The 21,609-nt window shown below is 45.6% G+C and carries 21 protein-coding genes, 1 pseudogene and 1 other annotated feature; of the genes and pseudogenes, 3 read left to right on the top strand and 19 right to left on the bottom strand.

The features are described from left to right. Positions 1-158 precede the first annotated feature (158 nt). The 10 genes from tyrS to DX130_RS11935 form a co-directional block, all read right to left on the bottom strand. Positions 159-1,421 carry a tyrosine--tRNA ligase gene (gene tyrS / locus DX130_RS11885; RefSeq protein WP_116045424.1) on the bottom strand — a complete coding sequence of 421 codons (1,263 nt, stop codon included), beginning with the start codon at positions 1,419-1,421 and terminating at the stop codon, positions 159-161. A gap of 90 nt (positions 1,422-1,511) precedes the next feature. Continuing rightward, positions 1,512-1,740 (bottom strand) — a binding site (T-box leader). Positions 1,741-1,915: 175 nt separating this feature from the next. Next, positions 1,916-2,446, bottom strand: a complete 531-nt coding sequence (locus DX130_RS11890; protein ID WP_116045426.1) for a DinB family protein — start codon at positions 2,444-2,446, stop codon at positions 1,916-1,918. A 41-nt stretch (positions 2,447-2,487) separates the two neighbouring features. Continuing rightward, positions 2,488-2,967 (bottom strand): hypothetical protein, encoded by a 480-nt coding sequence (locus DX130_RS11895; RefSeq protein ID WP_133297919.1) that lies wholly within the window; start codon positions 2,965-2,967, stop codon positions 2,488-2,490. A gap of 136 nt (positions 2,968-3,103) precedes the next feature. Beyond that, on the bottom strand, positions 3,104-3,718 hold the full coding sequence (locus DX130_RS11900) for a hypothetical protein (RefSeq protein WP_116045429.1): 615 nt from the start codon (positions 3,716-3,718) through the stop codon (positions 3,104-3,106). A gap of 294 nt (positions 3,719-4,012) precedes the next feature. Then, positions 4,013-4,240 (bottom strand): hypothetical protein, encoded by a 228-nt coding sequence (locus DX130_RS11910; RefSeq protein WP_116045432.1) that lies wholly within the window; start codon positions 4,238-4,240, stop codon positions 4,013-4,015. 194 nt (positions 4,241-4,434) lie between these two features. Further along, positions 4,435-5,040, bottom strand: a complete 606-nt coding sequence (locus DX130_RS11915; RefSeq protein ID WP_116045433.1) for a hypothetical protein — start codon at positions 5,038-5,040, stop codon at positions 4,435-4,437. Between the two features lie 484 nt (positions 5,041-5,524). Next, positions 5,525-7,054 carry an alkyl hydroperoxide reductase subunit F gene (gene ahpF, locus DX130_RS11920; RefSeq protein WP_116045435.1) on the bottom strand — a complete coding sequence of 510 codons (1,530 nt, stop codon included), beginning with the start codon at positions 7,052-7,054 and terminating at the stop codon, positions 5,525-5,527. A 12-nt stretch (positions 7,055-7,066) separates the two neighbouring features. Continuing rightward, a complete protein-coding gene (gene ahpC / locus DX130_RS11925; protein ID WP_116045436.1) occupies positions 7,067-7,630 on the bottom strand; it encodes an alkyl hydroperoxide reductase subunit C in 564 nt (187 codons plus the stop codon). Positions 7,631-7,975: 345 nt separating this feature from the next. Then, on the bottom strand, positions 7,976-10,384 hold the full coding sequence (locus DX130_RS11930; RefSeq protein WP_240644413.1) for a glycoside hydrolase family 9 protein: 2,409 nt from the start codon (positions 10,382-10,384) through the stop codon (positions 7,976-7,978). A 276-nt stretch (positions 10,385-10,660) separates the two neighbouring features. Then, positions 10,661-11,071: a hypothetical protein gene (locus DX130_RS11935; protein WP_116045438.1), complete on the bottom strand. Its 411-nt coding sequence runs from the start codon at positions 11,069-11,071 to the stop codon at positions 10,661-10,663. 251 nt (positions 11,072-11,322) lie between these two features. On the opposite strand from DX130_RS11935, the gene DX130_RS11940 reads away from it, so the two are divergent. Then, on the top strand, positions 11,323-14,676 hold the full coding sequence (locus DX130_RS11940; RefSeq protein ID WP_116045440.1) for a WG repeat-containing protein: 3,354 nt from the start codon (positions 11,323-11,325) through the stop codon (positions 14,674-14,676). Between the two features lie 331 nt (positions 14,677-15,007). Here DX130_RS11940 and DX130_RS11945 read toward each other — a convergent pair whose 3' ends face one another. The 4 genes and pseudogenes from DX130_RS11945 to DX130_RS11960 all read right to left on the bottom strand — a co-directional run bounded on the left by DX130_RS11945 (position 15,008) and on the right by DX130_RS11960 (position 16,483). Continuing rightward, positions 15,008-15,298 (bottom strand): LCP family protein, encoded by a 291-nt coding sequence (locus tag DX130_RS11945; protein WP_116045442.1) that lies wholly within the window; start codon positions 15,296-15,298, stop codon positions 15,008-15,010. 51 nt (positions 15,299-15,349) lie between these two features. Further along, entirely contained in the window at positions 15,350-15,715 is a 366-nt protein-coding gene (locus tag DX130_RS11950) for a transposase (RefSeq protein ID WP_116045444.1), read from the bottom strand. Between the two features lie 62 nt (positions 15,716-15,777). After that, positions 15,778-16,008: pseudogene (locus tag DX130_RS26930) on the bottom strand (IS4 family transposase); the annotation flags it as partial. Further along, the gene (locus DX130_RS11960) at positions 16,001-16,483 is read right to left on the bottom strand and encodes a hypothetical protein (protein ID WP_116045445.1); all 483 of its coding nucleotides are present in this window, start codon (positions 16,481-16,483) and stop codon (positions 16,001-16,003) included. The gene DX130_RS11960 and the pseudogene DX130_RS26930, both read right to left, overlap by 8 nt. 229 nt (positions 16,484-16,712) lie before the next feature. On the opposite strand from DX130_RS11960, the gene DX130_RS11965 reads away from it, so the two are divergent. Next, the gene (locus tag DX130_RS11965; protein WP_240644429.1) at positions 16,713-17,159 is read left to right on the top strand and encodes a MarR family winged helix-turn-helix transcriptional regulator; all 447 of its coding nucleotides are present in this window, start codon (positions 16,713-16,715) and stop codon (positions 17,157-17,159) included. Between the two features lie 67 nt (positions 17,160-17,226). Further along, complete coding sequence (locus DX130_RS11970; protein ID WP_116045447.1) at positions 17,227-18,039, top strand: NAD(P)H-binding protein; 813 nt, start codon at positions 17,227-17,229, stop codon at positions 18,037-18,039. A gap of 7 nt (positions 18,040-18,046) precedes the next feature. Here DX130_RS11970 and DX130_RS11975 read toward each other — a convergent pair whose 3' ends face one another. The 5 genes from DX130_RS11975 to DX130_RS11995 form a co-directional block, all read right to left on the bottom strand. Beyond that, positions 18,047-18,388, bottom strand: a complete 342-nt coding sequence (locus DX130_RS11975) for a DUF1801 domain-containing protein (protein ID WP_116045449.1) — start codon at positions 18,386-18,388, stop codon at positions 18,047-18,049. A gap of 25 nt (positions 18,389-18,413) precedes the next feature. Further along, complete coding sequence (locus DX130_RS11980; RefSeq protein ID WP_116045451.1) at positions 18,414-18,842, bottom strand: YciI family protein; 429 nt, start codon at positions 18,840-18,842, stop codon at positions 18,414-18,416. A 15-nt stretch (positions 18,843-18,857) separates the two neighbouring features. Then, entirely contained in the window at positions 18,858-20,087 is a 1,230-nt protein-coding gene (locus tag DX130_RS11985; protein WP_206098818.1) for an RNA polymerase sigma factor, read from the bottom strand. A 41-nt stretch (positions 20,088-20,128) separates the two neighbouring features. Continuing rightward, positions 20,129-20,563, bottom strand: coding sequence for a YciI family protein (locus tag DX130_RS11990; RefSeq protein ID WP_116045455.1), 435 nt, complete (start codon positions 20,561-20,563; stop codon positions 20,129-20,131). 201 nt (positions 20,564-20,764) lie between these two features. Beyond that, complete coding sequence (locus DX130_RS11995) at positions 20,765-21,571, bottom strand: alpha/beta fold hydrolase (protein ID WP_116045457.1); 807 nt, start codon at positions 21,569-21,571, stop codon at positions 20,765-20,767. Between the last annotated feature and the right edge of the window lie 38 nt (positions 21,572-21,609).

A 21,609-nucleotide genomic window follows, 5' to 3' on the forward strand; every position in this document is an offset into this window, starting at 1 on the left:
GGTTGTTAATCGACAAAAGCATATCAATTGCTAATAAACAAAAAATAAACAAGCAATATCGTATTCCTTAAAACCAGTTGGAACTAGACAACACGAGCGGCTGATTGATTGCACAAAAAAACTGCCCTTCAATGGAAGGACAGTTTTTCGTTTGCTGTCTATTGAGATAATTTGACCAGACTGTAGTTCTTTTTGCCTTTGCGGATAATGATGAATCGACCACCGATCGCTTGGCTTGCCGTTACTTCCAGCTCCAAATCGCCAACTTTCTCCCCGTTCATGGAGATGGCGCCCTTCGTAATATCCTCGCGAGCTTGACGTCTGGAAGGCTCTATTCCCAAATCGACCAGCCACTCTACAATATTTTTGGCATCCGGCGTCGCCTCGTACGTCGGCATATCCTTGAAGCCTTGCTCGATTTCATCAGCGGTAAGTGACTTGATGTCGCCGCTGAACAATGCGGCTGTAATGCGTTTTGCCTGCTCCAGCAATTCCTCTCCATGAACAAATCTCGTCATTTCCTCAGCCAGCGTCTTTTGCGCTTCACGCTTGTGCGGCTCCGATTCCACCTTGGCTGCCAGCGCATCGATCTCTTCTTTCGACAGGAACGTAAAGTATTTCAAATATTTGACGACGTCGCGGTCGTCCGTATTGGTCCAGAACTGGTAGAATTCGAACGGCGTCGTCTTGTTCGGGTCCAGCCAGATCGCTCCGCCCGCCGTTTTGCCGAATTTCGTTCCATCTGACTTAAGCATCAATGGAATCGTAAGTCCGAATGCTTTGGCTTCCGAGCCTTCTTTTCTGCGAATCAGATCAAGGCCGCTCGTAATGTTGCCCCATTGATCGGAACCGCCGATTTGAAGCTGAACGTCTTCATGCTGGTACAGATGCAGGTAATCGATCGACTGCAAAATCTGGTAAGAGAATTCGGTAAAGGAAATACCGCTGTCCAGTCTGCTTGATACGACATCTTTGGCCAGCATGGAGTTGATGCTGAAGTTTTTGCCGTAGTCGCGCAGGAATTCAATGATATTGATTTTGTGCGTCCAGTCGTAGTTGTTCACCATGCGGATCTCGTTGTCGCCGTCCGTAATGAACAGTTTTTTCAATTGTGCAGAGAGTGCTTCCACGTTCTCTTGAACTTGCTCCAGCGTTTGCAGGGAGCGCTCCGACTGGCGTCCGCTCGGATCACCAATCGTACCTGTTGCGCCGCCGATTAGAATGACCGGACGGTGGCCTGCCAGTTGGAACCTTTTGAGCACCATGAACGGGATCAAATGACCAATATGCATGCTGTCCCCTGTCGGATCTACGCCGCAGTAGAGGGATACGGCTTTCTCATTCGTTAGTTCGCGAAGCCCCTCGGCATCCGTTTGCTGATTAATGGCATCGCGCCATACAAGCTCGTCAATAATATTCACTGCAATACACTCCTTCAATATGATAAATTTCCTATTAAGAATCATAAATCCTCGTTGAAAAACAAAAAATCGCCCCTTGTCTATTGTAGACATAGGGACGATTGAATAACCGTGTTACCACCCAAATTGCACCAATGGACAATGCGATCACGCAGGCCATTCATGCCACTCTTGGCGAGTTATCGTTCGCCATTCCGCTCGGCATTACCCGAGATACTCCAGAGTGTAATTCGTCAGCTTCCTGTGTGCCGGGTTCCATCAACCCCCGGCTTTCTAGAACAGGGAAGAAGCTGCTACTGAGCTCTTTCAACGTATATCGTATATCAGATTAAGAGTTAGTATAGTGAAATCATGCTGCAATGTCAACTGCTGCCACACTGAATTTTTACGGAGCCAGACTTGCCATAAGCTTTGATTTAAGCTCCTATACATTCATTGTCAAATGAGGTTCATGCTGAAAATTAATAAAACAGACAACCGCATGCCGTTTGCTGTTACTTTGAAATCGAATACTCCTTATACCACTTTCGAAGCATATTTATATGTGCCTGATGATAACGACTATGGTCGGCCATATGCCACAGCCCCCAACGAATGGTGGCGCGCTTTTCATTTTCATGACCGAAGGTAACCACGTTATCCAGTTCCCAATCCTTCATAGGCGAACAAATCTCTTGCAGCAATTGCATAACATGAGCGTATTGAGCTATCAACGTCTGCAGCGGAACGCCAGAAACCATCGGAAGTCTGTTGTTCTCGTCAATCATTGGTCCGTACTGCTCAATAAATGGCGGCGGCAACGGCTTCCCCTTGATCCTGTACACCCAGTTCAAATCTACGTAAAGAAGATGCCGGATGAGCTGGGCAGTGCTGTTAAAGCCGTTATTCAGCCCCCTGTAATCCACTTCATCCTGCGACATGCCGTCCGTTATAGCTTTCAGCCGCTCGTTGTTTTCTGTCACAGCTGCGTATAACATGCCTACAATTGGCGACATATTAGCATTGCCTTGCAAATCGCGGATCATCTCATAACTCCTCCTTATGTGTTGATCCGATTCTTCTATCCCTATGAAAAATGATTTATACCGTGGATCATCCAGTAACAATAATCTTCAGGAATGACCTCAATAAATGGCTCATACTTCCCAAGCCATCCGTCCGGCACATAATCCTCATACGATGCGGGCTCAGGATAGCAGGATGTCAATTCCTTATCATCGAAGTTCACGTATAGGGCAGGCATCATATCCAAAATATGATCATACGTTCTTTGCTCTACCCTGCTTCTTAACTCTTCTGTCCCCACCTCACAGTCACTTATCTGTTGGAGGAAATCTTCCGCCGTGTCTTCATTGACAATTGCAATATGAAATCTGTCAGAGAATTCATCTGGATCAGGAATGTCAAATCCTCGCTCAAGAAAAGCCCTGTTTAGTTTCTGCAAATCCAAAAACCATATCTCCTTATCTGCAACATACCATCTGTAAGATTTCATATATCTAACTAGAACAATTATATTTTTTGCATAAATCGGCTTGTTTTGCACGTTTTGTCACCCATTCTGTTAAAAAATTCGGGAGTAGTGTTAATGCCAACTATAATAGTTCCATGTTCGCTCGATTCAAACCCATCTCCAACATTCATTAACTTTTGCATTGGACTCCCCCCTTCTTCTACCATCTTTACTCCGCCACCCTATTTTCATCTTTTAAAACAATAATCCTATATGTTTCGTCCTTGACGATTAGTTTTTTGTTTATAACAATGTTAATTTCAACGTCATTAAATCTGTCCTCTATGTTAGTCTTAAGTTCGTCCAGGTCCGGTATTTCGTTGACATATACATAAAGGTCATTAATTTTTAAGCACTCCATATCAATATCCATTTCTATTTTATCTATATCTTGATCATTACGTTCAACGCTTTCCACTCTACAAATAATCTTGTCACCATGATCCATACCCGCTTTACCTTTGCCAAAGCGTCTTTCAAACTCTTCTTTCTCTTTCCGGGCATTTTCTAATCCATATCGAGAAATTAAATATCCTTGTACGATCTCATAGTTCATACTAAATAGTGAAGATAGCTCGTAGTAGTTTGGCAACCCTGCTTTGAAAATATGAACCAATTCACATAAAAGATCAGCAAAGCTGCTCTCCTTTATAAACCCCTCTAATTGAACCCTCTCATCATTTTCAAACCAGTCAGATATAGTAGAATCTGTGCTTACCAGCACTCCAATGAAATAAGATTTAGCGTATAGAAACTTTCTTCCTTTACTAATATTTTCAGGCATTGAAAGCACCTCCGACGCTCACTATGATCCCTAACTCCTTTTCCCACTCACTAAAAAATACTTTTTTATCCTTTATTGAAATCTTCTCCTCAGAATAAGCCTGCAGCAATTCCGAAAAATCAGTTAATGTGGCATCTACATGTCCATAAAACTGTATGTCTAAAGCAAGGTTATTCGTTAACAAAAAACAAAAATGGCGAGCCAGGGATATAGCTTGCTTTTAATATCCATATATACATGCTTCGATGAATATCCTCATTCAAGGCCATATCGCTCCGCATCTAGAAATTTAATTTATGCAAAGTTACGCTTTATCCATCCCAGAAAGTAATTGCACGCTTCCTCTTCGTTATCAAATACTTTGTATCCTGTTTTATTGCCTCGCTCGCTATAATACGTTACCCACTTGCCATTACTTTCATCGATACATATAGTCTCGTTAGGCAGCCCGCCACTCAATGAATAAGCATTTTCCGGTATGCTCAGCTCTAAGAGTTTGTTCTGAAGCTCATTTAATTTCATGAATCAAAACCTCTGTATTTAGGATTATCATAAACTTAGCACATGTTTCCTGTCTATCAAAACACCTTTTTACATCTTAAGGTCCTTCTTACTACTAATATATTTGATGCACAATTGAAAACAAAAAAATAGCCAAACATGGTTTATCCATGAATAGCCAAAACTAATCTGTACCAGTATGAATGTTTATATATTTATCTTATGAATAATTCGATTTCATCATCATCAAATTCCTCTCTTAACATACCTCTCTCCAAATACGTTGACTCAACCATTTTCAGCAAGTGAAGCGCAAAGGTTAATCTATACATGACAATAAATCCTCTTTCCGCTTCTAACGGCATGGTAGAAAATCTTTTTTGCATAGACTTATCTATATAACTTACGATGATTTTATCAGCCTGCATTTCGGCATATATTTCTTGAGGCTTGAATTGATTAAAGCTATAACGTTCATCTCCGATATCCAATTGTTGGAGAACTATTGCTAGCTCCTTAAACGATCGTACGCTATTTATGGGATCAGACGGAGCATGAATTCTATTAAAAAAGAACTTTTTCAATGTTTTGATGAAGAAGAATTTGATTGCTTCCTCTTCCGATAGGAACTTCTCTATTCCTTCCTTCTCCAGAGAGGGTCTCTTTTCGAAATTCATTTCAGAAAAGTACCAAACTGCATCGTCAGCCTCTATTTGATTGTAATTTTCATAGTATCCTTTCACTTCTTTTATACAATCATCGCTAATATGTAATTCAATTCCTATCTCCATGCAAATGGAGTTCAACTGAGTTCGATTCATTGTGTGGCCTCCCCCTCTAAGTTGGAAGATCAAAAGAGATCATAATACAAACCGCTACAGACCGATGCAGAAACCGTCTTTTATAACAACGAAAGATATGATGTCTTCCAACTACGGAAAGGGCTAGCCTCTAACGGTCACGGCTGACCTCTAGAGGATGATTTTTACATACTATCGGTTTTAATGGACATCAGCGGCCATTAGAAGTCGTTTTCCCCCGCAATCTCGTCTTTTCAGCCTGTAAGGGACATCTGTGACCGTTCTAGTCTCATTTTGCTACATTTTCGCTTCTAACGGACTACGGTGACCGTTAGGGCATGTGTTGCCCTCGCCGATGTGAAAGTACTGATTAGCAGGTTTAGCCTTTATATTATCATGACTTTTCATAGTATAAAAATACTGTTTCACTAATACGGGGTAAGCGATTCTATGAAAAAAGCCGTCCAACTACCAATGAGGCAGTTGGGCGGCTCTATGAAAACCGTTAATTCCGAATCAAATAATCGAATGCGCCCAAAGCCGCATTGGCACCTGATCCCATGGAGATAATGATTTGCTTATAAGGACTGTTCGTGCAATCGCCTGCAGCGAATACACCCGGCAGGCTTGTCGCGCCGTGATTGTTCACGACGATCTCACCCATGCGCGTACGCTCAAGAACGTCGCCCAGCCAATCCGTATTCGGCACAAGGCCGATCTGTACGAATACGCCTTGCAGTTCAACATGCTTCTCCGCGCCTGTCTCACGCTCAATGTAAGTCACACCGTTCAACCTGTCGGTTCCGGTAAATTCCTTCGTTTGAACGTTCTTCAGAACAGTTACGTTAGGCAGGCTGTACAGACGATCCTGCAGCACAGCGTCCGCTTTCAGCTCCTCATTGAATTCCAGAACCGTCACATGACTGACGATACCAGCAAGATCAATTGCAGCTTCAATACCGGAGTTGCCGCCGCCGATCACTGCGACATGCTTGCCAGCAAAGAGCGGGCCGTCGCAATGCGGGCAATACGCCACGCCCTTGTTCTTGAACTCTTCCTCACCCGGCACGCCGACATTACGCCAGCGGGCACCTGTGGACAGGATGACGGTTTTGCTCTTCAGAACAGCGCCGTTCTCCAGCTCAAGCTCAATGTAGTCGCGCTTCTCCAGACGTTTGGCACGCTGTAGCTTCATGACGTCTACATTGTATTCTTTCACATGCTCTTCAAGGCTTGCCGCCAGCTTCGGACCTTCGGTGTACTTCACGCTAATGAAGTTTTCAATGCCGACAGTATCCATCACTTGACCACCGAAGCGTTCAGCTACGATACCTGTACGGATGCCTTTGCGAGCCGCATAGATCGCCGCGCTTGCGCCGGCAGGGCCGCCGCCGACGACAAGCACGTCGAAAGGTTCTTTGTTGTCGAATTCGGAAGCGTCGGGAGCCTCGACGATTTTAGCCAAAATCTCCTCGATAGACATACGTCCGCTGCCGAAAAACTCACCGTTCAGAAATACGGAAGGTACAGCCATGACATCTCTGCTCTCCGCTTCTTCCTTGAATACTGCGCCGTCAATCATCGTATGCGAGATACCCGGATTGAGGACGCTCATCAAGTTAAGCGCTTGAACAACGTCAGGACAGTTATGACAGCTAAGGCTAATGAACGATTCAAACTTATATTCGCCCTTGATGTCTTTGATTTGATCAATGACACTTTGGTCGACCTTCGGGGCTCTGCCGCTTACTTGCAGCAAAGCCAGCACAAAGGAAGTAAACTCATGTCCTAGCGGGATACCGGCAAAGACTACACCTGTATCTTCACCGACACGGTTCACGCTAAAGCTTGGCGTTCTTGACAGCTCAGCCCTCTCAACCGTAATTCTGGATGTCATGCCGACGATCTCATCCATAAGTTCCAGCATGTCCTTGGACACGGGATCGGATGCCGCGCTGACCTTAATCAGCACATCGCCTTCCATAAGCTGAAGGTATTGGTTTAATTGTGCCTTAATATCTCCGTCTAATACCATAAGAACAGCTCCTTAGATTTTGCCTACCAGGTCAAGGCTTGGCTTCAATGTGGAGCCGCCTTCTTGCCATTTTGCAGGGCATACTTCACCTGGATTGTTGCGTACGTATTGAGCCGCTTTGATTTTGCTTACCAGCGTGCTTGCGTCACGGCCGATACCGCCAGCGTTGATCTCCACAGTTTGGATAACGCCGTCTGGATCGATGATGAACGTACCGCGGTCAGCAAGACCGTCAGCTTCGATCAGAACGTCGAAGTTGCGGGAGATCGTGTGGGATGGGTCACCGATCATAACGTATGTGATTTTGCCGATTGTCTCGGAGCTGTCATGCCATGCTTTATGAGTGAAGTGAGTATCCGTGGATACGGAATATACTTCAACGCCAAGAGCTTTCAGAGCCTCGTATTGATCTTGAAGGTCGCCCAGCTCAGTTGGACATACAAATGTAAAGTCAGCAGGGTAGAAGCATACTACGCTCCATTTGCCTTTGAGATCAGCTTCGGATACATCGATGAATTGACCATTGTGGTATGCAGATGCTTTAAACGGTAGTACTTCTGTTCCAATAAGAGACATGTTATTTCCTCCTGAGAATGGTTTATTGTTTGTAATGATTATAAACTAATATTAATTACTAGCGGGCGAATTGTCAAGTGTTTTGCAGCCTTTGTCACAAAATGATAAATAGGCATTTTCTATTATTCCGGACTTCGATCCACAAAAATCTATCATGCCCAACACTAGCTACTATTATACACGAAGCTGAGAATCATTACCTGTACCTTCACAGTTTCTTGCTTATACGTTCACTTTATAGACATGGCTTGGTATGGAGCTGCATAAATAACCCCGGCGCGGTTATCCATAACCATCGCCGGGGCTTGCACTGATCTTTTTAAACCTTTATAAACTTGCCCTCATCTAGCCGATGACTCCATTTTTCTTGTCATAAGCATAGAGATCCGCAACAAGCGTCATCCATTTGCCAGCTAGACCAACCCATACTTCCTTGTAGGTTGCGCTATTCATCTGCGGCCAATACGGGACATCCTCGTTCTCGAAGGTTTGAATGCCTACCGGCACTTCGCCAACCATCTCGCCGCTGAGTACAGTATATTGCTGGGCAAAGTTATAGCCCTCTCCGTACATCAGAGATTGATTGAATGGATTTTTGCCTACGATCCAATGAAGCTGTTCTTCCGCAATCTGCATCAGCTTCTGATCGTTCAGTAGGATACCGGCCAGCGCCGCCGCCTTGCCTGTGGACATCACGATTGCATTGTTGCCTTTGAAGGAGAACCATACAGGGAATCGCTTCAAATAGAATTCATCGTTCAGGCGCACGCCCTGCTGAAGCTGCTCGCCATATTGCTCCTTCGCTTTGTCGCCAACAAGCAAATGCTGGACATCGAAGCTCGCTTCATCCTTATGCTCGTCGATATGGTAGATACCGCTTGCGATCATCGGATATGGCGCTGTGTAGGCGGTCAGGAATTTAATGTAGGAGCCGTAACGCTCCACCGCGCTCATCCAGCCCTCAAGCTTCGGATGATTCGGCTGCGTCCCAATGATCTCGCTGAAAGCCATCAAATAGAGATGCTCTCTCGCTTGGTGGTTGAAGTGCATGATCACTTTTTTCTCCGGATTGCGATAGAAGAAGCCCGTGACCATCTCACCCGCATCGGTACGGATGCCATCCGACTCTTGAGAAGCTATGACATCATCCATGTACCGTTCTGCCTTACGTGCGTAAGCTTCTTCACCAGTCAGACTATACATCAAAGATGCCGCCCACGAAGCAGTAGCCAGGAACAAGCTCTCCGATGTCATATAGGTATGCTCCCAGAAGATCGGAAGACGAGAGAAACCGTCCTTCTCAAATTCCTCGACCGCATAGCGGAAGTCTTGTGCAGCAACTTGCGCCAGCTTCTCTTTCAAAATATTTCCTTCCTCCATGAGCAAGGAGATTTTCGCTTCAATCCCGGCGCAAATGAAGTTCTCATAAGGGTTGTTGTGAACACGGGCATACATATCGTCCATATTGCCGATAATGCCGTCAGACCAAATACGGATGCCCGCACTTGTCGCGCGATAACCATCGCCAAATCTAGTCTTCAGCAGAAAGTCAACGCCCCACTCCCCTTCTTCCACGAGACGCAGATAGAGCGGCAAATTAGTATGCTTCACCTGATCGGCCATTTCATACAGCGATAGCGCTACTTCAGCCGTCTGCACCAGTTGTTGAGAGACGTCTCCAGCATCATGCCAGCCGCCATTGAAAATGATCACCCCGCCGTTATGCTTCGCTGTTATATCCTCATGGCAGGAGCCGTGAATGCCATGAATCGGACAACCGCAGCGCTCACAATAGATGAAGTTAAGCGACTTCCATATGGAATCCTCCCAGCGATCCACGCTGTGGCCAATGCGGAAGGGCTTCGATATCAAATCGCCCAGCCGGATGACGTAAGTCCCTTCTTCCGTAAGCGGGGTGAAGTCAGCGATGGAGAAAGAACCAATCGATGTCTCTGCCGCCTGTACTTGGCCGTTGAACTTCTCCTCACCCGTCTCCAGCAGCATGACACTGAACGAAGCCTCGCGTTTGCCCGCGATCAGAACGGTCTTGGCATGGTCCGGATGATAACCGTTATGCGAGAAGATAACATCCTTGTGGCGAGGCTGCCAACCCTTGGAGATATTCGGATACTCCACCTTCTCCAGATATACATTTTTGATCAAATAGTTGACCGTATCCCCGGTTGCCCGGTCTTGGCCGTACATATCGTATTTGAAGCTCAGCTCCGTAATTTCGTCCCGAGGCAAATCCGGAATTTCCATCGAGCACTGATTCCACTGTTTATTTTTCAAATTGATAACGTTAAAGCCTTCGCGATAATACATATCCGGAATCTTGATCTTGCCGTCATTGCGAATGGCTACCTTAATATGCGGGTTCGCCATGCCGCTGCAATCAGGGTAGATTTCGAAGGAGATGCGATTGTAGCTCTCCCAGTTCTCATGATCGAAGGAGCGATATGTCGCCACGGGTCCATACGTACTGTAGTCGCCATCGCTTGGCGAACCTTCCGGCCAATGATCCATCAGGTTCGGAGAGGTCAGCTCCAGAACACCGCCTTCCACGAAACGGGATTCGCCGTCGCCTCTATGCTTCCACTGGTCGGCGCCTTGCTCCGCGTCCAGTATGACAATGCGATCCAACACCTTCTTCTTCAAGCTATCTGCCTCAAGCGATGCTCTCTCGTCAATCTTAAGCGGCTTATGAATGATATTCGATAGCGCAATTGCTTTCTCCAACTGTTTGGATGCCACTTTCCATTCCCCCTGACACTCGGATGTAATTTTGGTAACGTTACCAAATTTCAATGTTATAGCTGATGTCTACTTAATTGGAGCATAACAAACGCATTTGGTTGTGTCAATCTGGCAATTTAAATATTGGTTTTTAGTAGATTTATTAAATCATACATCTTTTTCATGAGTTTTAACATGTTTTTGACACTTTAAAGTAAACCTAATTCGATTTGGTACTGTTACCAAATCGAATAAATAAAAGCTATTTAATAAAACAGTACTTCGTACCAGCGATTATTCTTTCTTCTCCTTAAGTATTCCAAAAACTTTTAAAATTACACCCGCAGCATAAGCAAGTACCATTATATCTATGATCTTGTTCAAACAAAAATGGAAAAACTGAATGATTTGAAGTGATAATGATTCCTTTACTACTTTCTCCATATTCAAATAAAAATCTGCTGTAGGCATTGGTGCTGAAAAATGCATACAGAAAGCATAATAGAACGAATTCGCATACTCTCCTAACAATTGAAAGTAATCCCCAAATGATTGTATACCTTTTAGTTCATTACCTGAGAAAGCAAGGTATAACAAGGAGTATGATAAATCTGAAAATATAATAACGATTCCCATTTTAATAAACAAAGCTTGAATTTGTGGGCGATTAACCAATTGTTCCTTTACAGACTTAAAGCTATCCATCTGATTATTTTAAGTATCCAAATGTGCACTTCTCTAAAAATAAAATCATTAACAAGTGATTCTATTACTAAAATTTGATAGAATAAGGTTATGAAAATAGTTCCTTAGCAGGACAAAAACAGCAATATGCTAGTTGAGCTACCCTTTTCCATCCATCATGCTTAACGGGGACGTGTTCCGTTATTTTAGCAACAGGGACGGTTTCTTGTAGTCTTGCAGCAACGAAAAAATGAAAAGTAGGTGGCTTTGTGTTGATTCGGAAGTGGATAGCAGTCTTAACAGTAGTAGCGATGATAGGTGGTTTTATGCCCGCTATCGTTCAGGCAGAGGCGATCTCGTATCGAATTGCCCCTCAGTATGATTCTGGGGCGCCTTTTGAGGACGGACTCGCAGCAGTTAAGAAGGATAACAAGTGGGGGTATATTGATGGCGCAGGAAATCCCGTTACGTCATTTAAATATGATTTTGCCCATGCGTACAATGATGGTCTGGCTGTCGTGGGCGTAAAAAATGGTTCAACTGCCAAATTTGGCATTATTGATCGTACAGGCAAGGAGCTAACTGGCTTGATATATGATCATGCGGTTGTGGTTGGAAAAGGATATGCCGTCGTTCGAGTACTAGGCAAATCCAGTAATGTGTGGGTCGATGGCAAGGCTGGTCTAGTTGGGCCAAAAGGTCTTATTACCCCTCCGATCTATGAAGAAATCAATCCCCCGAGTGATGGGACAATCCTTGTCAAAAAAGACGGGAAATATGGCTATCTCGATGCCACAGGCAAGAATCTGACTAATCTATCTTTCAATTATGCTTACATATTTTCGGACGGTTATGGTCTAGTATATAGCGATAAGGAAACCGGGTTTATCAACACATCCGGCAAGCTGGTGTATACACGTCCGTCAAATGCCTACTCGTATAACGAATTTTCAGAAGGTCTTGCGAAAATATCATTTAACGGAAAAGAAGGCTATATCGACACATTCGGTACAATAGTCATTGCACCCAAGTACGATGAAAGCTGGTATTTTAATGAGGGATTGTCTTATGTTAAGAATAATGGAAAATTCGGTTATATTGACCTTTCAGGGAAAGAAGTTGTGCCGCTAAAGTATGATGAAGTAAGTACCAGCTTTAGCAATGGGCTAGCTCGGGTAGCAATCGGTCAGGACTATATTCCCCAATCTTCAGACAACCAATATTTTGGAAATGAAGAAAATACGGATTATGTTGTGCTTACGAATAAGAAATTCGGTTTTGTGAACCGAGCAGGCAAGGAGATCGTCTCTTTGCAGTATAACTACGCAGACGAATTCGTTCGCGGCTACGCACGTGTGTCTAAAGGAGGCACCGGTGCGGGAAGCTATTATCACGGGGGTAAATTTGGCTACATTGATGCTACTGGTCGAGAAGTTGTACCGTTACGATATGATTATGTCGGTGGCAATATATTCGATGGCTTCAGAACGTTTACAGAAGGACTCTCGCCTGTATCAAATGGCGGTAAAGGAACTGTAAATGATTATAGTGGTGGCCTATGGGGATATGTGAATGCCCAAGGTGTAGAAGTTACACCGCTGAAATATACATATGCTTGGTCGTTTAGCGAAGGCATGGGACGTGTGGAGCAAGCTGGGAAGTTCGGTTTTGTAAACAGCAGCGGACAAGAGATCGTACCGCCGATTTATGACGATGCCGATGATTTTTCTAATGGATTTGCCCAAGTGTCCAAGGACGGAAAGCGCGGGTACGTTGATGTCCAAGGGAATGAAATTACAGGGATGGTTTTAGAAGATAGCCGACGTTTCCTCAATGGAACGGCACTTGTTCAGGACAGCTCGTCTATGAAGCTAGGGTTTCTAAATAATCCCCTGCCACAAGTCGAACCCGTAGTTGCTAAGGTTGTATCACAAGGTGATGGGAAGCCTTCCACTGTTACCTTGTCGAGCGGTACAACGAATGCAGTAATCTATTATACGCTTAATGGAGCTGACCCACTGTCCAACTTGTCAAATTCGGACACCCAAGAATACACAGCACCGTTTACTGTAGGAAAATCCGTTACGATAAAAGCGATTGCTATCAACAAGGGCATGCAAATGAGCCCGCAGATCGCGCTAGATTATAAGCAAACTTATGTTAAGGGCAAACCTACTACTACACCTGCCTCGGGTTCAGGGGGAAATAGCGGATCACAATCTGGCGGGAACGGCGGCACGCCTTCGAATACAGATTCCGGATTTACCGATACTCAAAAGCATTGGGCGAAACTAAGCATTCAGTGGGCAGTGGATCAAAAGATAGTCACCGGCTATCCAGATGCAACCTTCCGCCCCAATAAGAGCGTAAGCGAATCGGAATTTCTAAAGATGCTGCTCGGAGCATTTCCAGATATTAAAATCGAAGCAACACAGAACGGAGCTGCCTGGTTCGCACCATATATTAAGGTAGCAGAGCAACACAACTGGTCTCTACTACAGAATGGTGACACAAAGAACTTTAATCGCGGTCAGGTTGCTCGACTGCTAGCTGCAACCCAAGGCTTCACCTTTGACCAGACGAAGGATGCTGTACAATATGTACTAGACTTAAGCATCGCGGGCGGTAAAACCTCCCGAACAGTCGAGGGATTCGCTGTAAAAGATCCGCTTACCCGCGCGGAGGCAATCACGCTGATTCAGAATATGAAAGAACGTGGCTTTAAGCTTTCCAAGGCTGATATTGCAGTCAAGGCTGCTGCAGCTGAATTCCAGGTACGGGGACTAGTTATTGGTGATACTGAACAGACGTTGTTAGCAGAGCTAGGGCAACCTGCTCGGAAAGATGCTAGCGAATATGGATTCCAGTGGTATATCTACAATCAGGACTACGCTAATTATGTTCAGGTTGGCGTCCAGTCAGGTCGAATTGTCGGCTTCTACACCACTTCAGATAACTGGTCGTCGGCAAGAGGACTTAAGCTCGGATCTGAGCAGGATGATATGACGAAACGGTATGGCACAGGTGCGCATAGTATTCGTAAGCAAGAGTTCGGTTTGAGTATGAATCATGCCAAAATATATGAGCAGAACGAAAGCTACGTGACATTGTTTACTGACAAGTTTAACAACAATAAGATTACCTCACTGCAAATTATCTCCAAGACTGTTGAGGACGGAATGAAGGAGATGTATGCACCTGAAACAGCAGCGCTCAAAAAAGCATTTGCTCTTCAGTCACTCGATCTTGTCAATGCGATACGTTCCCGAAACGGTCTTCCAATCTTGCAATGGGATGAAGAAGCTGCGCAGGTAGCCGAAAAACATAGTGAAGATATGAGAAAACAGACATATTTTGCACATAGTAGCCCACAAGGCAAGGATCCGAAAGGACGATTTGATGACGCAGGGATAGCCTATAGCACGGTAGGAGAAAACATTGCCGCCAATCATCGTAGCAGTATTTACGCTCATGAAGATTGGATGAATTCCGAAGGCCACCGTAGTGCGATTCTCGGCCAATGGGATCGTTTAGGAGTAGGAATTGCCTTTAATGTTGGAAATGTGATGCATCCAATGGATAATGCAAGTAATATGTATTATACGCAAAACTATTCCAGCCAATAGGATCATCAATTGACTGACGACAATGGGACTAGCCTGCCAGTGGAGAGTAGCCGAACAAGGGTTATACGCAAACAAAAATCCAGTCTAATCTGACTGGATTTTTGTTATTTGGAGGGTGGCTATACTGAAGAGATGACGCAAGAAAGGATTCCTTTAATCACTTCTATGTAACCGAACGTCAACTCAATCTTTAACTCCTATCTAATCTAATGGAATCAGTAGGCTCTAGCTCTAGCTCCCTTTGTAAACTACGAAGCGCTTCTTCTAATTTTTCTTTCTTCATATATACAAAATAATTTTCCCAAACAGATTCCACTTTTAACGAGCTAATTTAGTTGAGTTTAAGCTTAGGGAAGTTTAACATCCATTGCTTAATATTACCTTCTAGAATATCAGATTTTACATTTTTCCCAATGATATCAATTACTCTCTCCCATTGAGAGATACCCTGAAAAGCGCTAAACTTTTCCAGTTTTTGCTTTATGACTTGCTGCTGCCGATCATTACGTTCGAAATCGGATGATGCTTTTGTTCCTTGATTGGATTTACGGTATCTTACAAAATCAAGCACTTGTCCGCCATCCAATTTCTGAAAGCCTTGTTTTAATGCTTTGGCTTTCATTTAATAGTCTTTGTAATACAGCCATTGCTGAATTTTTAATATACTGTTGATTCATATTTTGAAATGAATCGGATAATCTTCATTCTCCTCTATGAAAGCAAGAAAATATTCCTGTAATTCTCCATCAGTTTCTATTGAATTTAAGTAACATTTAGGTTCTGCAAGACAATCCTTTAGTGTTGAACTTCCGTCTATTACACCTAAAGTATTTGAAATGGTATCAATCATTGTTTGCTTAATAATTCTCATTAAAATCTTCTTATTTTCATCAGATAAACTATTATACATATCTATAGCCTGTTTCCAGTACACATCAGTCTTGGGGGTTACTTTGGTTGTTTCATAGATATTTTTATAAAGTTCAAGATTCTCTTCTACAATTGACTCATATAAAGCCTTCATAAAAGTCTCAATCATATTTTTTCCTGCCTCATTTCAGGATACATTTCTTTTTTTATCTAGTGATATAAGTTCCTTACTCAACTTTCGGAGCTTGAAATCGGTAGATAAGCCTTGATGTAACTGGGCAAAGCGGCAATCCATTCCTGGAGTTGACGCTGAATAAGAGTAGAAAGCTTCTTCCCGGATTTTTTGGCGACTTCATTGATCAATTCTAGCAGTTGTTGCAAGGCAACCGCCCAATCCAGCGTACCGACTTCGTCGCACAACCAATAAAACAAGCCGCCAAAGGAACGACCATCCTTACTCTTGTTTCAAATATAACGCCAATACACTCTCCGGATGTATAGCGTTTAACTTCGAGAATTGCTTTCTAAGAAAAGCCTCGGTCTCATCTTCAATTTGAGCATACTGTGATATATCATTCCAATAATCCATTGGATCAGCTAGTTGATTGGACAATTGATCCATCTCCAGCTCGAATTGAATCAAATCAGCATCATAAATTTGCGTTGGCTGACTTTTGAAAAAAACTTTAAATAATCTGTTGAATTTTAGTACTTCTTCTACATTTCGCAACGGCAATCCAGCATACAAATTTTTTTGCTTGTCGATAGATACACGCGTGGGATCTCGATAGAGTGCAACTCTTTTTGATGGATAATTATATAGTTTTTCAGACTTATAAAATTGTATTTCAACCTTGTCTTGAAATATTTCGTACTTTTCTATTTCATTTGTCCTGTCTTTATGATCAATTAGTATCAATTCCACATTTTCATTCATACCATTCGTCCCTATATGTATTAATAACTAGAGTCTATATACTCAATTTAACTTCTAGTATTCTACATCTCAAGACTATTTACCTTCAATTAGGAAAATTTCATGATAACTGAGCTTTCTTTTAAAATCTTTCAACACACATTGATGTCTTGCTTGACTTTAGATCGTATTCTTAGTATCTTGAAAGTGGTTAACCACTTAACTAGATGGTGAAGGAGGAAATTTTCGAGTGAAGGATCTGCAGCAATACGTCACTGACTTGCCCATGCGTAATCAGGTTTTCTTTGCGCTTGTGGAAACGACAGCACAGCTTGTCGATGTATCCGAGTCGTATTGGCAGGCGCAGGGCATCAACGGAGCCCGTATTCGTATATTGGTGGAGCTGATGAAGGACGGAGGCACCTTGCTTCCTTCGAAGCTGGCGCAAAAAATCGGAGTCACGAAAGCGAATATTAGCTTGCTTCTTGTCCCGTTAGAGAAGGATGAGCTGATTCGGCGGGAGTCTCATCCCGATGATGGGCGCAAATCGGTCATTACCATTACCAGGCAAGGGCAAAGCCTATTGCTGGAGCATCTGCCCTCCAATCGGGAGCGAATGGCCGAAAGGATGAGCGTGCTGGATGAAGCGGAATTAAAGCAGCTGCAAACCTTATTGCAGAAGCTGAAAAGAGCTTAGCTCTTTTTTTGCGCAATTAGTTAATGGCTTAACTATATAATTTCATAATCAGAGGGGCGGATTCATAATGTCAATCGTTATTACTGGGGCTAGCGGCAAGCTCGGACGGCTTGTCATTCAAACATTGTTAGAGCGTGTCCCCGGAGCAGAACTGGTGGCTAGCATTCGCAACATGGAACATAAGCAGGACTTCGAGAAGCTGGGAGTTGCCGTGCGTCACTGCGACTATGACCTGCCTGACACGCTGGAGCAGGCCTTCCTTGGAGCTTCGCGCTTGTTGCTCATCTCCAGTTCACATCATCATGATGACGTACGCTTGCTCCAACATACGAACGTGATTGAAGCAGCAAAACGAGCAAGCGTTGGTCATTTACTCTATACGAGCTTCGCTTTTCCCGAAGCTGGCACCATATCCTTGACCCGGCTGCATGAAGCCACCGAGAGGGCCGTGCAAGCCTCAAGCATTCCCTATACAATATTCCGTCACGCGCTATATACCGATTTCGTTGGAGTGCTTGATCTTCAATCGGCGATGGTAAAAGGCGAGCTGCGAGTGCCCCCTGGCGAATGGCGATTTAATTCCGTCACACGCCTCGATCTTGCAACCGCTATCGCCGCAACGTTGACTAGTCCAGACCATGAACAGCAAACGTACGAGTTGACGGCGCCGAAAGCATGGGCCTTTGAAGAGTTGGCTGAGATTCTGTCCGAGCTTGCAGACAAACCGGTCTGTTTACTGAACGACGCACAGCTTCAACATTGGATGTTCGGATTTCTCCGCAGCATCAATACGTCCTCCACGACCGGAGATTTGGAGCAGTTGATGGGACGTCCTGCCACTGAACTGAGGGAAGCGATTCGGTTATTAACCTTGCAATAAAGAGACGTCAGATGGAAGCGGACGCTTGCGCAAGCCATCCGGCGAGTTGATCCGCTTCAATGACATCTCCTTTACGGAACTTACGCGTCTTCCGTTCCGATGGGCCGTCCCACTTGCCTTCGGGAAGCTCAAGTCCAGTTGCATGGAAGATGGTGAAGCTGACAGCATCCTTGGAGGTGGAAATGACTGCGGCGTACTTCCCATTTTTCAGAAAATGCGGCTTCTTATACTGCACACGCTCCTGCGCTTCCGGTATGGCTTGAAAAACAACCTTTCTCAGCTCTACACTCAGCTCCTGTTGCCACGCTTCCTTCAGTCCGTCCATAAATTCCTTAACTTCTTGATTCATAACGATTCTCTCTCCTTTGTCATCATTACTTTAGCAGACTTAACTGGTCTTGCAGATCAGCCCTCAACGCCTGTACTCTCGCATCTAGCGCGACATCCTTCATAGCTTCGAGCCTTCGAATCTCAACCACATGTTCTCCTTGTCCCGGAGGAAGCGGCATACGAAGCACCCACTTCAAAGCCTCTTCCTCCGTATTCACGTCAATGACTGTATAACCAGCAATCCATTCTTGCTCCGGCAAAAAGGGACCTGATTGCATAGCTGGCGCTCCGCCGCCCGGCGGGAAAACAACTCTTAAACCGCTTGAGCTTGGCAGAAGCTCTTCTGCCGACTGGAACACGCCTGCTTCTTCCAAATTTTCCTTGAAGGCGATTCTCGCTTCGCATTGCTCCCTGCTACCTTGTAACCCGGCCTCATAATAGCCCGTTGCTTTCATCATTAACATAAACCTCATGCTTCACCACCGCCTTTACTCCCTGCTTGGCTTTACTTTCTGTTCGCACTCGGTCACCCGATCTATCAGCAGAGCCCGCTCCCGCTCATTCCTGGTCATACCCGCCGCACGCTCAAATTCTACAAGTGCTTCTTCGTATCGTTCCAGCTTCATCAGCAGATCGCCGCGCACGCTTGGCAGCAGATGATAGCCATATAGCGAGGGTTCGTTATGCAGCGCATCGACAATCTGCAGTCCGAATGCCGGACCGAAAGCCATTGACACGGCAACCGCTCGGTTCAACTCTACTATTGGCGAATACGAGATTCTCGACAGCGCTTCATAGAGAGCCGCAATACGGACCCAGTTTGTCTCTGCTACAGAAGCAGCCTCTGCATGACAAGCCGCAATCGCCGCTTGCAAGGCGTAAGGCCCTGGCGGCCTGCCAAACCTTCGACAGCGTTCCAGCGCCGCAAGCCCGCGTCGGATGAGCAAACGATCCCACAGGGAGCGATTCTGATCCTTGAGCAGAATCGGCTCTCCATCAGCGCCTACTCTTGTTTTCAAGCGCGAGGACTGAATCTCCATTAATGCGACCAGCCCATGAACCTCCGGCTCATCCTGGGTGATCTCAGCCAAGACGCGCCCCAGCCTTAACGCTTCCTGGCATAGGATAGGCCGAATCCAATGCGCTCCAGATGTAGCGGAGTACCCTTCATTGAACATGAGATAGATGACTTCCAGCACAGCGGAGAGCCGTTCCTTCAGCGCCTCTCCCTCAGGCATCTCGAACGGAACCCCCTTGGCGTTAAGCGTCCGTTTGGCTCGTACAATGCGCTGTGCAATGGTCGCTTCGGCAACAAGATATGAACGTGCAATTTCATCTGTTGTAAGCCCGCAAAGCAATCGCAGAGTCAGCGCTACGTGAGCCTCCGGCGATAATACCGGATGACAGGTGAGAAAGATCAGACGCAGAAGATCGTCACCGATCTCCCCGTCTATCGCCCCATCGATATCCGCCTCTGTGTACAAGCTGGTATGACGCGCCAGTTCCTCATACTTTCGTCCGCCAACCTTATTCCTGCGAAGCAAGTCGATAGCACGCCGCTTGGCAGTTGTCATCAGCCAGGCGCCGGGATTATTCGGAATGCTGCTCTCTGGCCATCGTTCAAGAGCTATTACCAATGCGTCCTGCGCCAAATCCTCTGCCAGCCCGACATCCCGCACCATACGCGTAAGGCCCGCAATCAGCTTTGGCGATTCCATACGCCAGATGGCATCGATGGTACGATATGCGACTGTGCGGCTCACGCTTTCCTCTGCTGCTCCACTTGCTTCCGAAGCGCCGCTTCCTTCGCTAACGTCTCAGGATCTTCCATCAAATCCTCCACATCGAACACTTGTCTTAGTTCAATCTCTCCCTGTCCGAATCCATGCGGATCCGGCATGCGCAGCGCCCACTCCATCGCTTCTTCCCGCGACTTGACTTCGATGAGCGTATAACCCGCTATTAATTCCTTCGCTTCTGTAAAAGGACCGTCGACCACCTTCGGCTTCCCGCCCGCTTCCGGATAGGAGATTCGAATAGCGTTCGAGCTAGGCTGCAAGCCGTCAGCAGCAAGCAACACCCCCGCCTTAACCAGCTCTTCATTGTACTTCTGCATCGCATCAATAAGCTCTTGGCTAGGCATCGCACCGGCTTCCGAATCCGTAGTCGCTTTCACAATCATCATAAATCTCATGTCTTTATTCCTCCCCGTCTATGATTAGCATTGATTTTCCAGCCCAGAGAGACCGATACTTCTCCATGCTCCTAAATGTACAACGAATCAAGTTCAACCGAATCGACAGGCTCGCACATTTTTTCGATACCAACTATGTTACTATTTTTCACATCTGCTGTATGCAATCTACTATGACTACTCCAATGATCAGTACGTTGGTTATGCTTGAAGAAATGCTTCCAGCTCCGAGGCAATCATCGCCGCATTCAGCTTTTTCGTATGACCGAGCCCTTTCTTGCTGACAAGCCGCGCATTCGGAAGAACGGCAGCTACCGCTTGAGCGCCGCGGCGCAGAGAAGCCGGGCTTTCCGTACCCTCCAGCACTAGCACAGGTATCGCAACCCCCTCCCACATCGCGGGTGACAGAGGCTTGCCCTCCATATATCCATCCAGCAATGCCGCGTCATATGGCAGCGTGTGTGCCAGCCCCGTCAGCGAAGTCCATACGCCCGGCATCAGGCGCATCAGACGGACAACGAACGCAGGCGCTCCCATCCCTTTGGTCATAAAATAGTTGACCGCCTCCGCCCGCTTCCCATCAGCAATCAGCTCCGTCACTTGTCTGGCGAACTCCTCAGGAACAATCCGGTCGGCTTTCTCTACAACAAATGGCGGCTCATGCAAGACCAGCTTCTTCATCTGCACACCTCTGGCAGCGGCTTGCATACATAGAACGGCGCCGGAAGACAATCCCCACACATAGGCCGGTCCGCCTGCCTCATGAATCACAGCCTCCAAGTCTTCAACTTCTCGCTCAATCGCATAAGGCTTCGTATCCCCGCTATCGCCGCGTCCCCTGCGATCATAGTTGTATACAGTGAACCGTCCCGACAGCAGGGCCGCGAGCTTGGCTACGCCAGCAAACTTGCGGTAACCGAATGCTCCAGATACCAGTATGAGCGCAGGCCCCTTTCCTGTTTGATCATAGGCGATCTTCGTCCCGTCCTTCGATATTGCGTAATGCATGTGCATTCCTCCTTAATATAAACTTGCTTCTATATGCA

It is taken from the genome of Paenibacillus paeoniae (genome assembly GCF_003388735.1).
Classification (GTDB): Bacteria; Bacillota; Bacilli; order Paenibacillales; family Paenibacillaceae; genus Pristimantibacillus; species Pristimantibacillus paeoniae.

What these genes read in the sequence shown, in the direction of transcription:
- DX130_RS11995 (WP_116045457.1), bottom strand. Translation starts at nt 21,571, where the DNA reads ATGCATTACGCAATATCGAAGGACGGGACGAAGATCGCCTATGATCAA.
- DX130_RS11985 (WP_206098818.1), bottom strand. Translation starts at nt 20,087, where the DNA reads ATGGAATCGCCAAAGCTGATTGCGGGCCTTACGCGTATGGTGCGGGAT.
- DX130_RS11915 (WP_116045433.1), bottom strand. Translation starts at nt 5,040, where the DNA reads ATGAATCGAACTCAGTTGAACTCCATTTGCATGGAGATAGGAATTGAA.
- DX130_RS11990 (WP_116045455.1), bottom strand. Translation starts at nt 20,563, where the DNA reads ATGAGATTTATGATGATTGTGAAAGCGACTACGGATTCGGAAGCCGGT.
- ahpF (WP_116045435.1), bottom strand. Translation starts at nt 7,054, where the DNA reads ATGGTATTAGACGGAGATATTAAGGCACAATTAAACCAATACCTTCAG.
- DX130_RS11890 (WP_116045426.1), bottom strand. Translation starts at nt 2,446, where the DNA reads ATGATCCGCGATTTGCAAGGCAATGCTAATATGTCGCCAATTGTAGGC.
- DX130_RS11980 (WP_116045451.1), bottom strand. Translation starts at nt 18,842, where the DNA reads ATGAGGTTTATGTTAATGATGAAAGCAACGGGCTATTATGAGGCCGGG.
- ahpC (WP_116045436.1), bottom strand. Translation starts at nt 7,630, where the DNA reads ATGTCTCTTATTGGAACAGAAGTACTACCGTTTAAAGCATCTGCATAC.
- DX130_RS11900 (WP_116045429.1), bottom strand. Translation starts at nt 3,718, where the DNA reads ATGCCTGAAAATATTAGTAAAGGAAGAAAGTTTCTATACGCTAAATCT.
- DX130_RS11975 (WP_116045449.1), bottom strand. Translation starts at nt 18,388, where the DNA reads ATGAATCAAGAAGTTAAGGAATTTATGGACGGACTGAAGGAAGCGTGG.
- DX130_RS11950 (WP_116045444.1), bottom strand. Translation starts at nt 15,715, where the DNA reads ATGATTGAGACTTTTATGAAGGCTTTATATGAGTCAATTGTAGAAGAG.
- DX130_RS11910 (WP_116045432.1), bottom strand. Translation starts at nt 4,240, where the DNA reads ATGAAATTAAATGAGCTTCAGAACAAACTCTTAGAGCTGAGCATACCG.
- DX130_RS11970 (WP_116045447.1), top strand. Translation starts at nt 17,227, where the DNA reads ATGTCAATCGTTATTACTGGGGCTAGCGGCAAGCTCGGACGGCTTGTC.
- DX130_RS11935 (WP_116045438.1), bottom strand. Translation starts at nt 11,071, where the DNA reads ATGGATAGCTTTAAGTCTGTAAAGGAACAATTGGTTAATCGCCCACAA.
- DX130_RS11945 (WP_116045442.1), bottom strand. Translation starts at nt 15,298, where the DNA reads ATGAAAGCCAAAGCATTAAAACAAGGCTTTCAGAAATTGGATGGCGGA.
- DX130_RS11960 (WP_116045445.1), bottom strand. Translation starts at nt 16,483, where the DNA reads ATGAATGAAAATGTGGAATTGATACTAATTGATCATAAAGACAGGACA.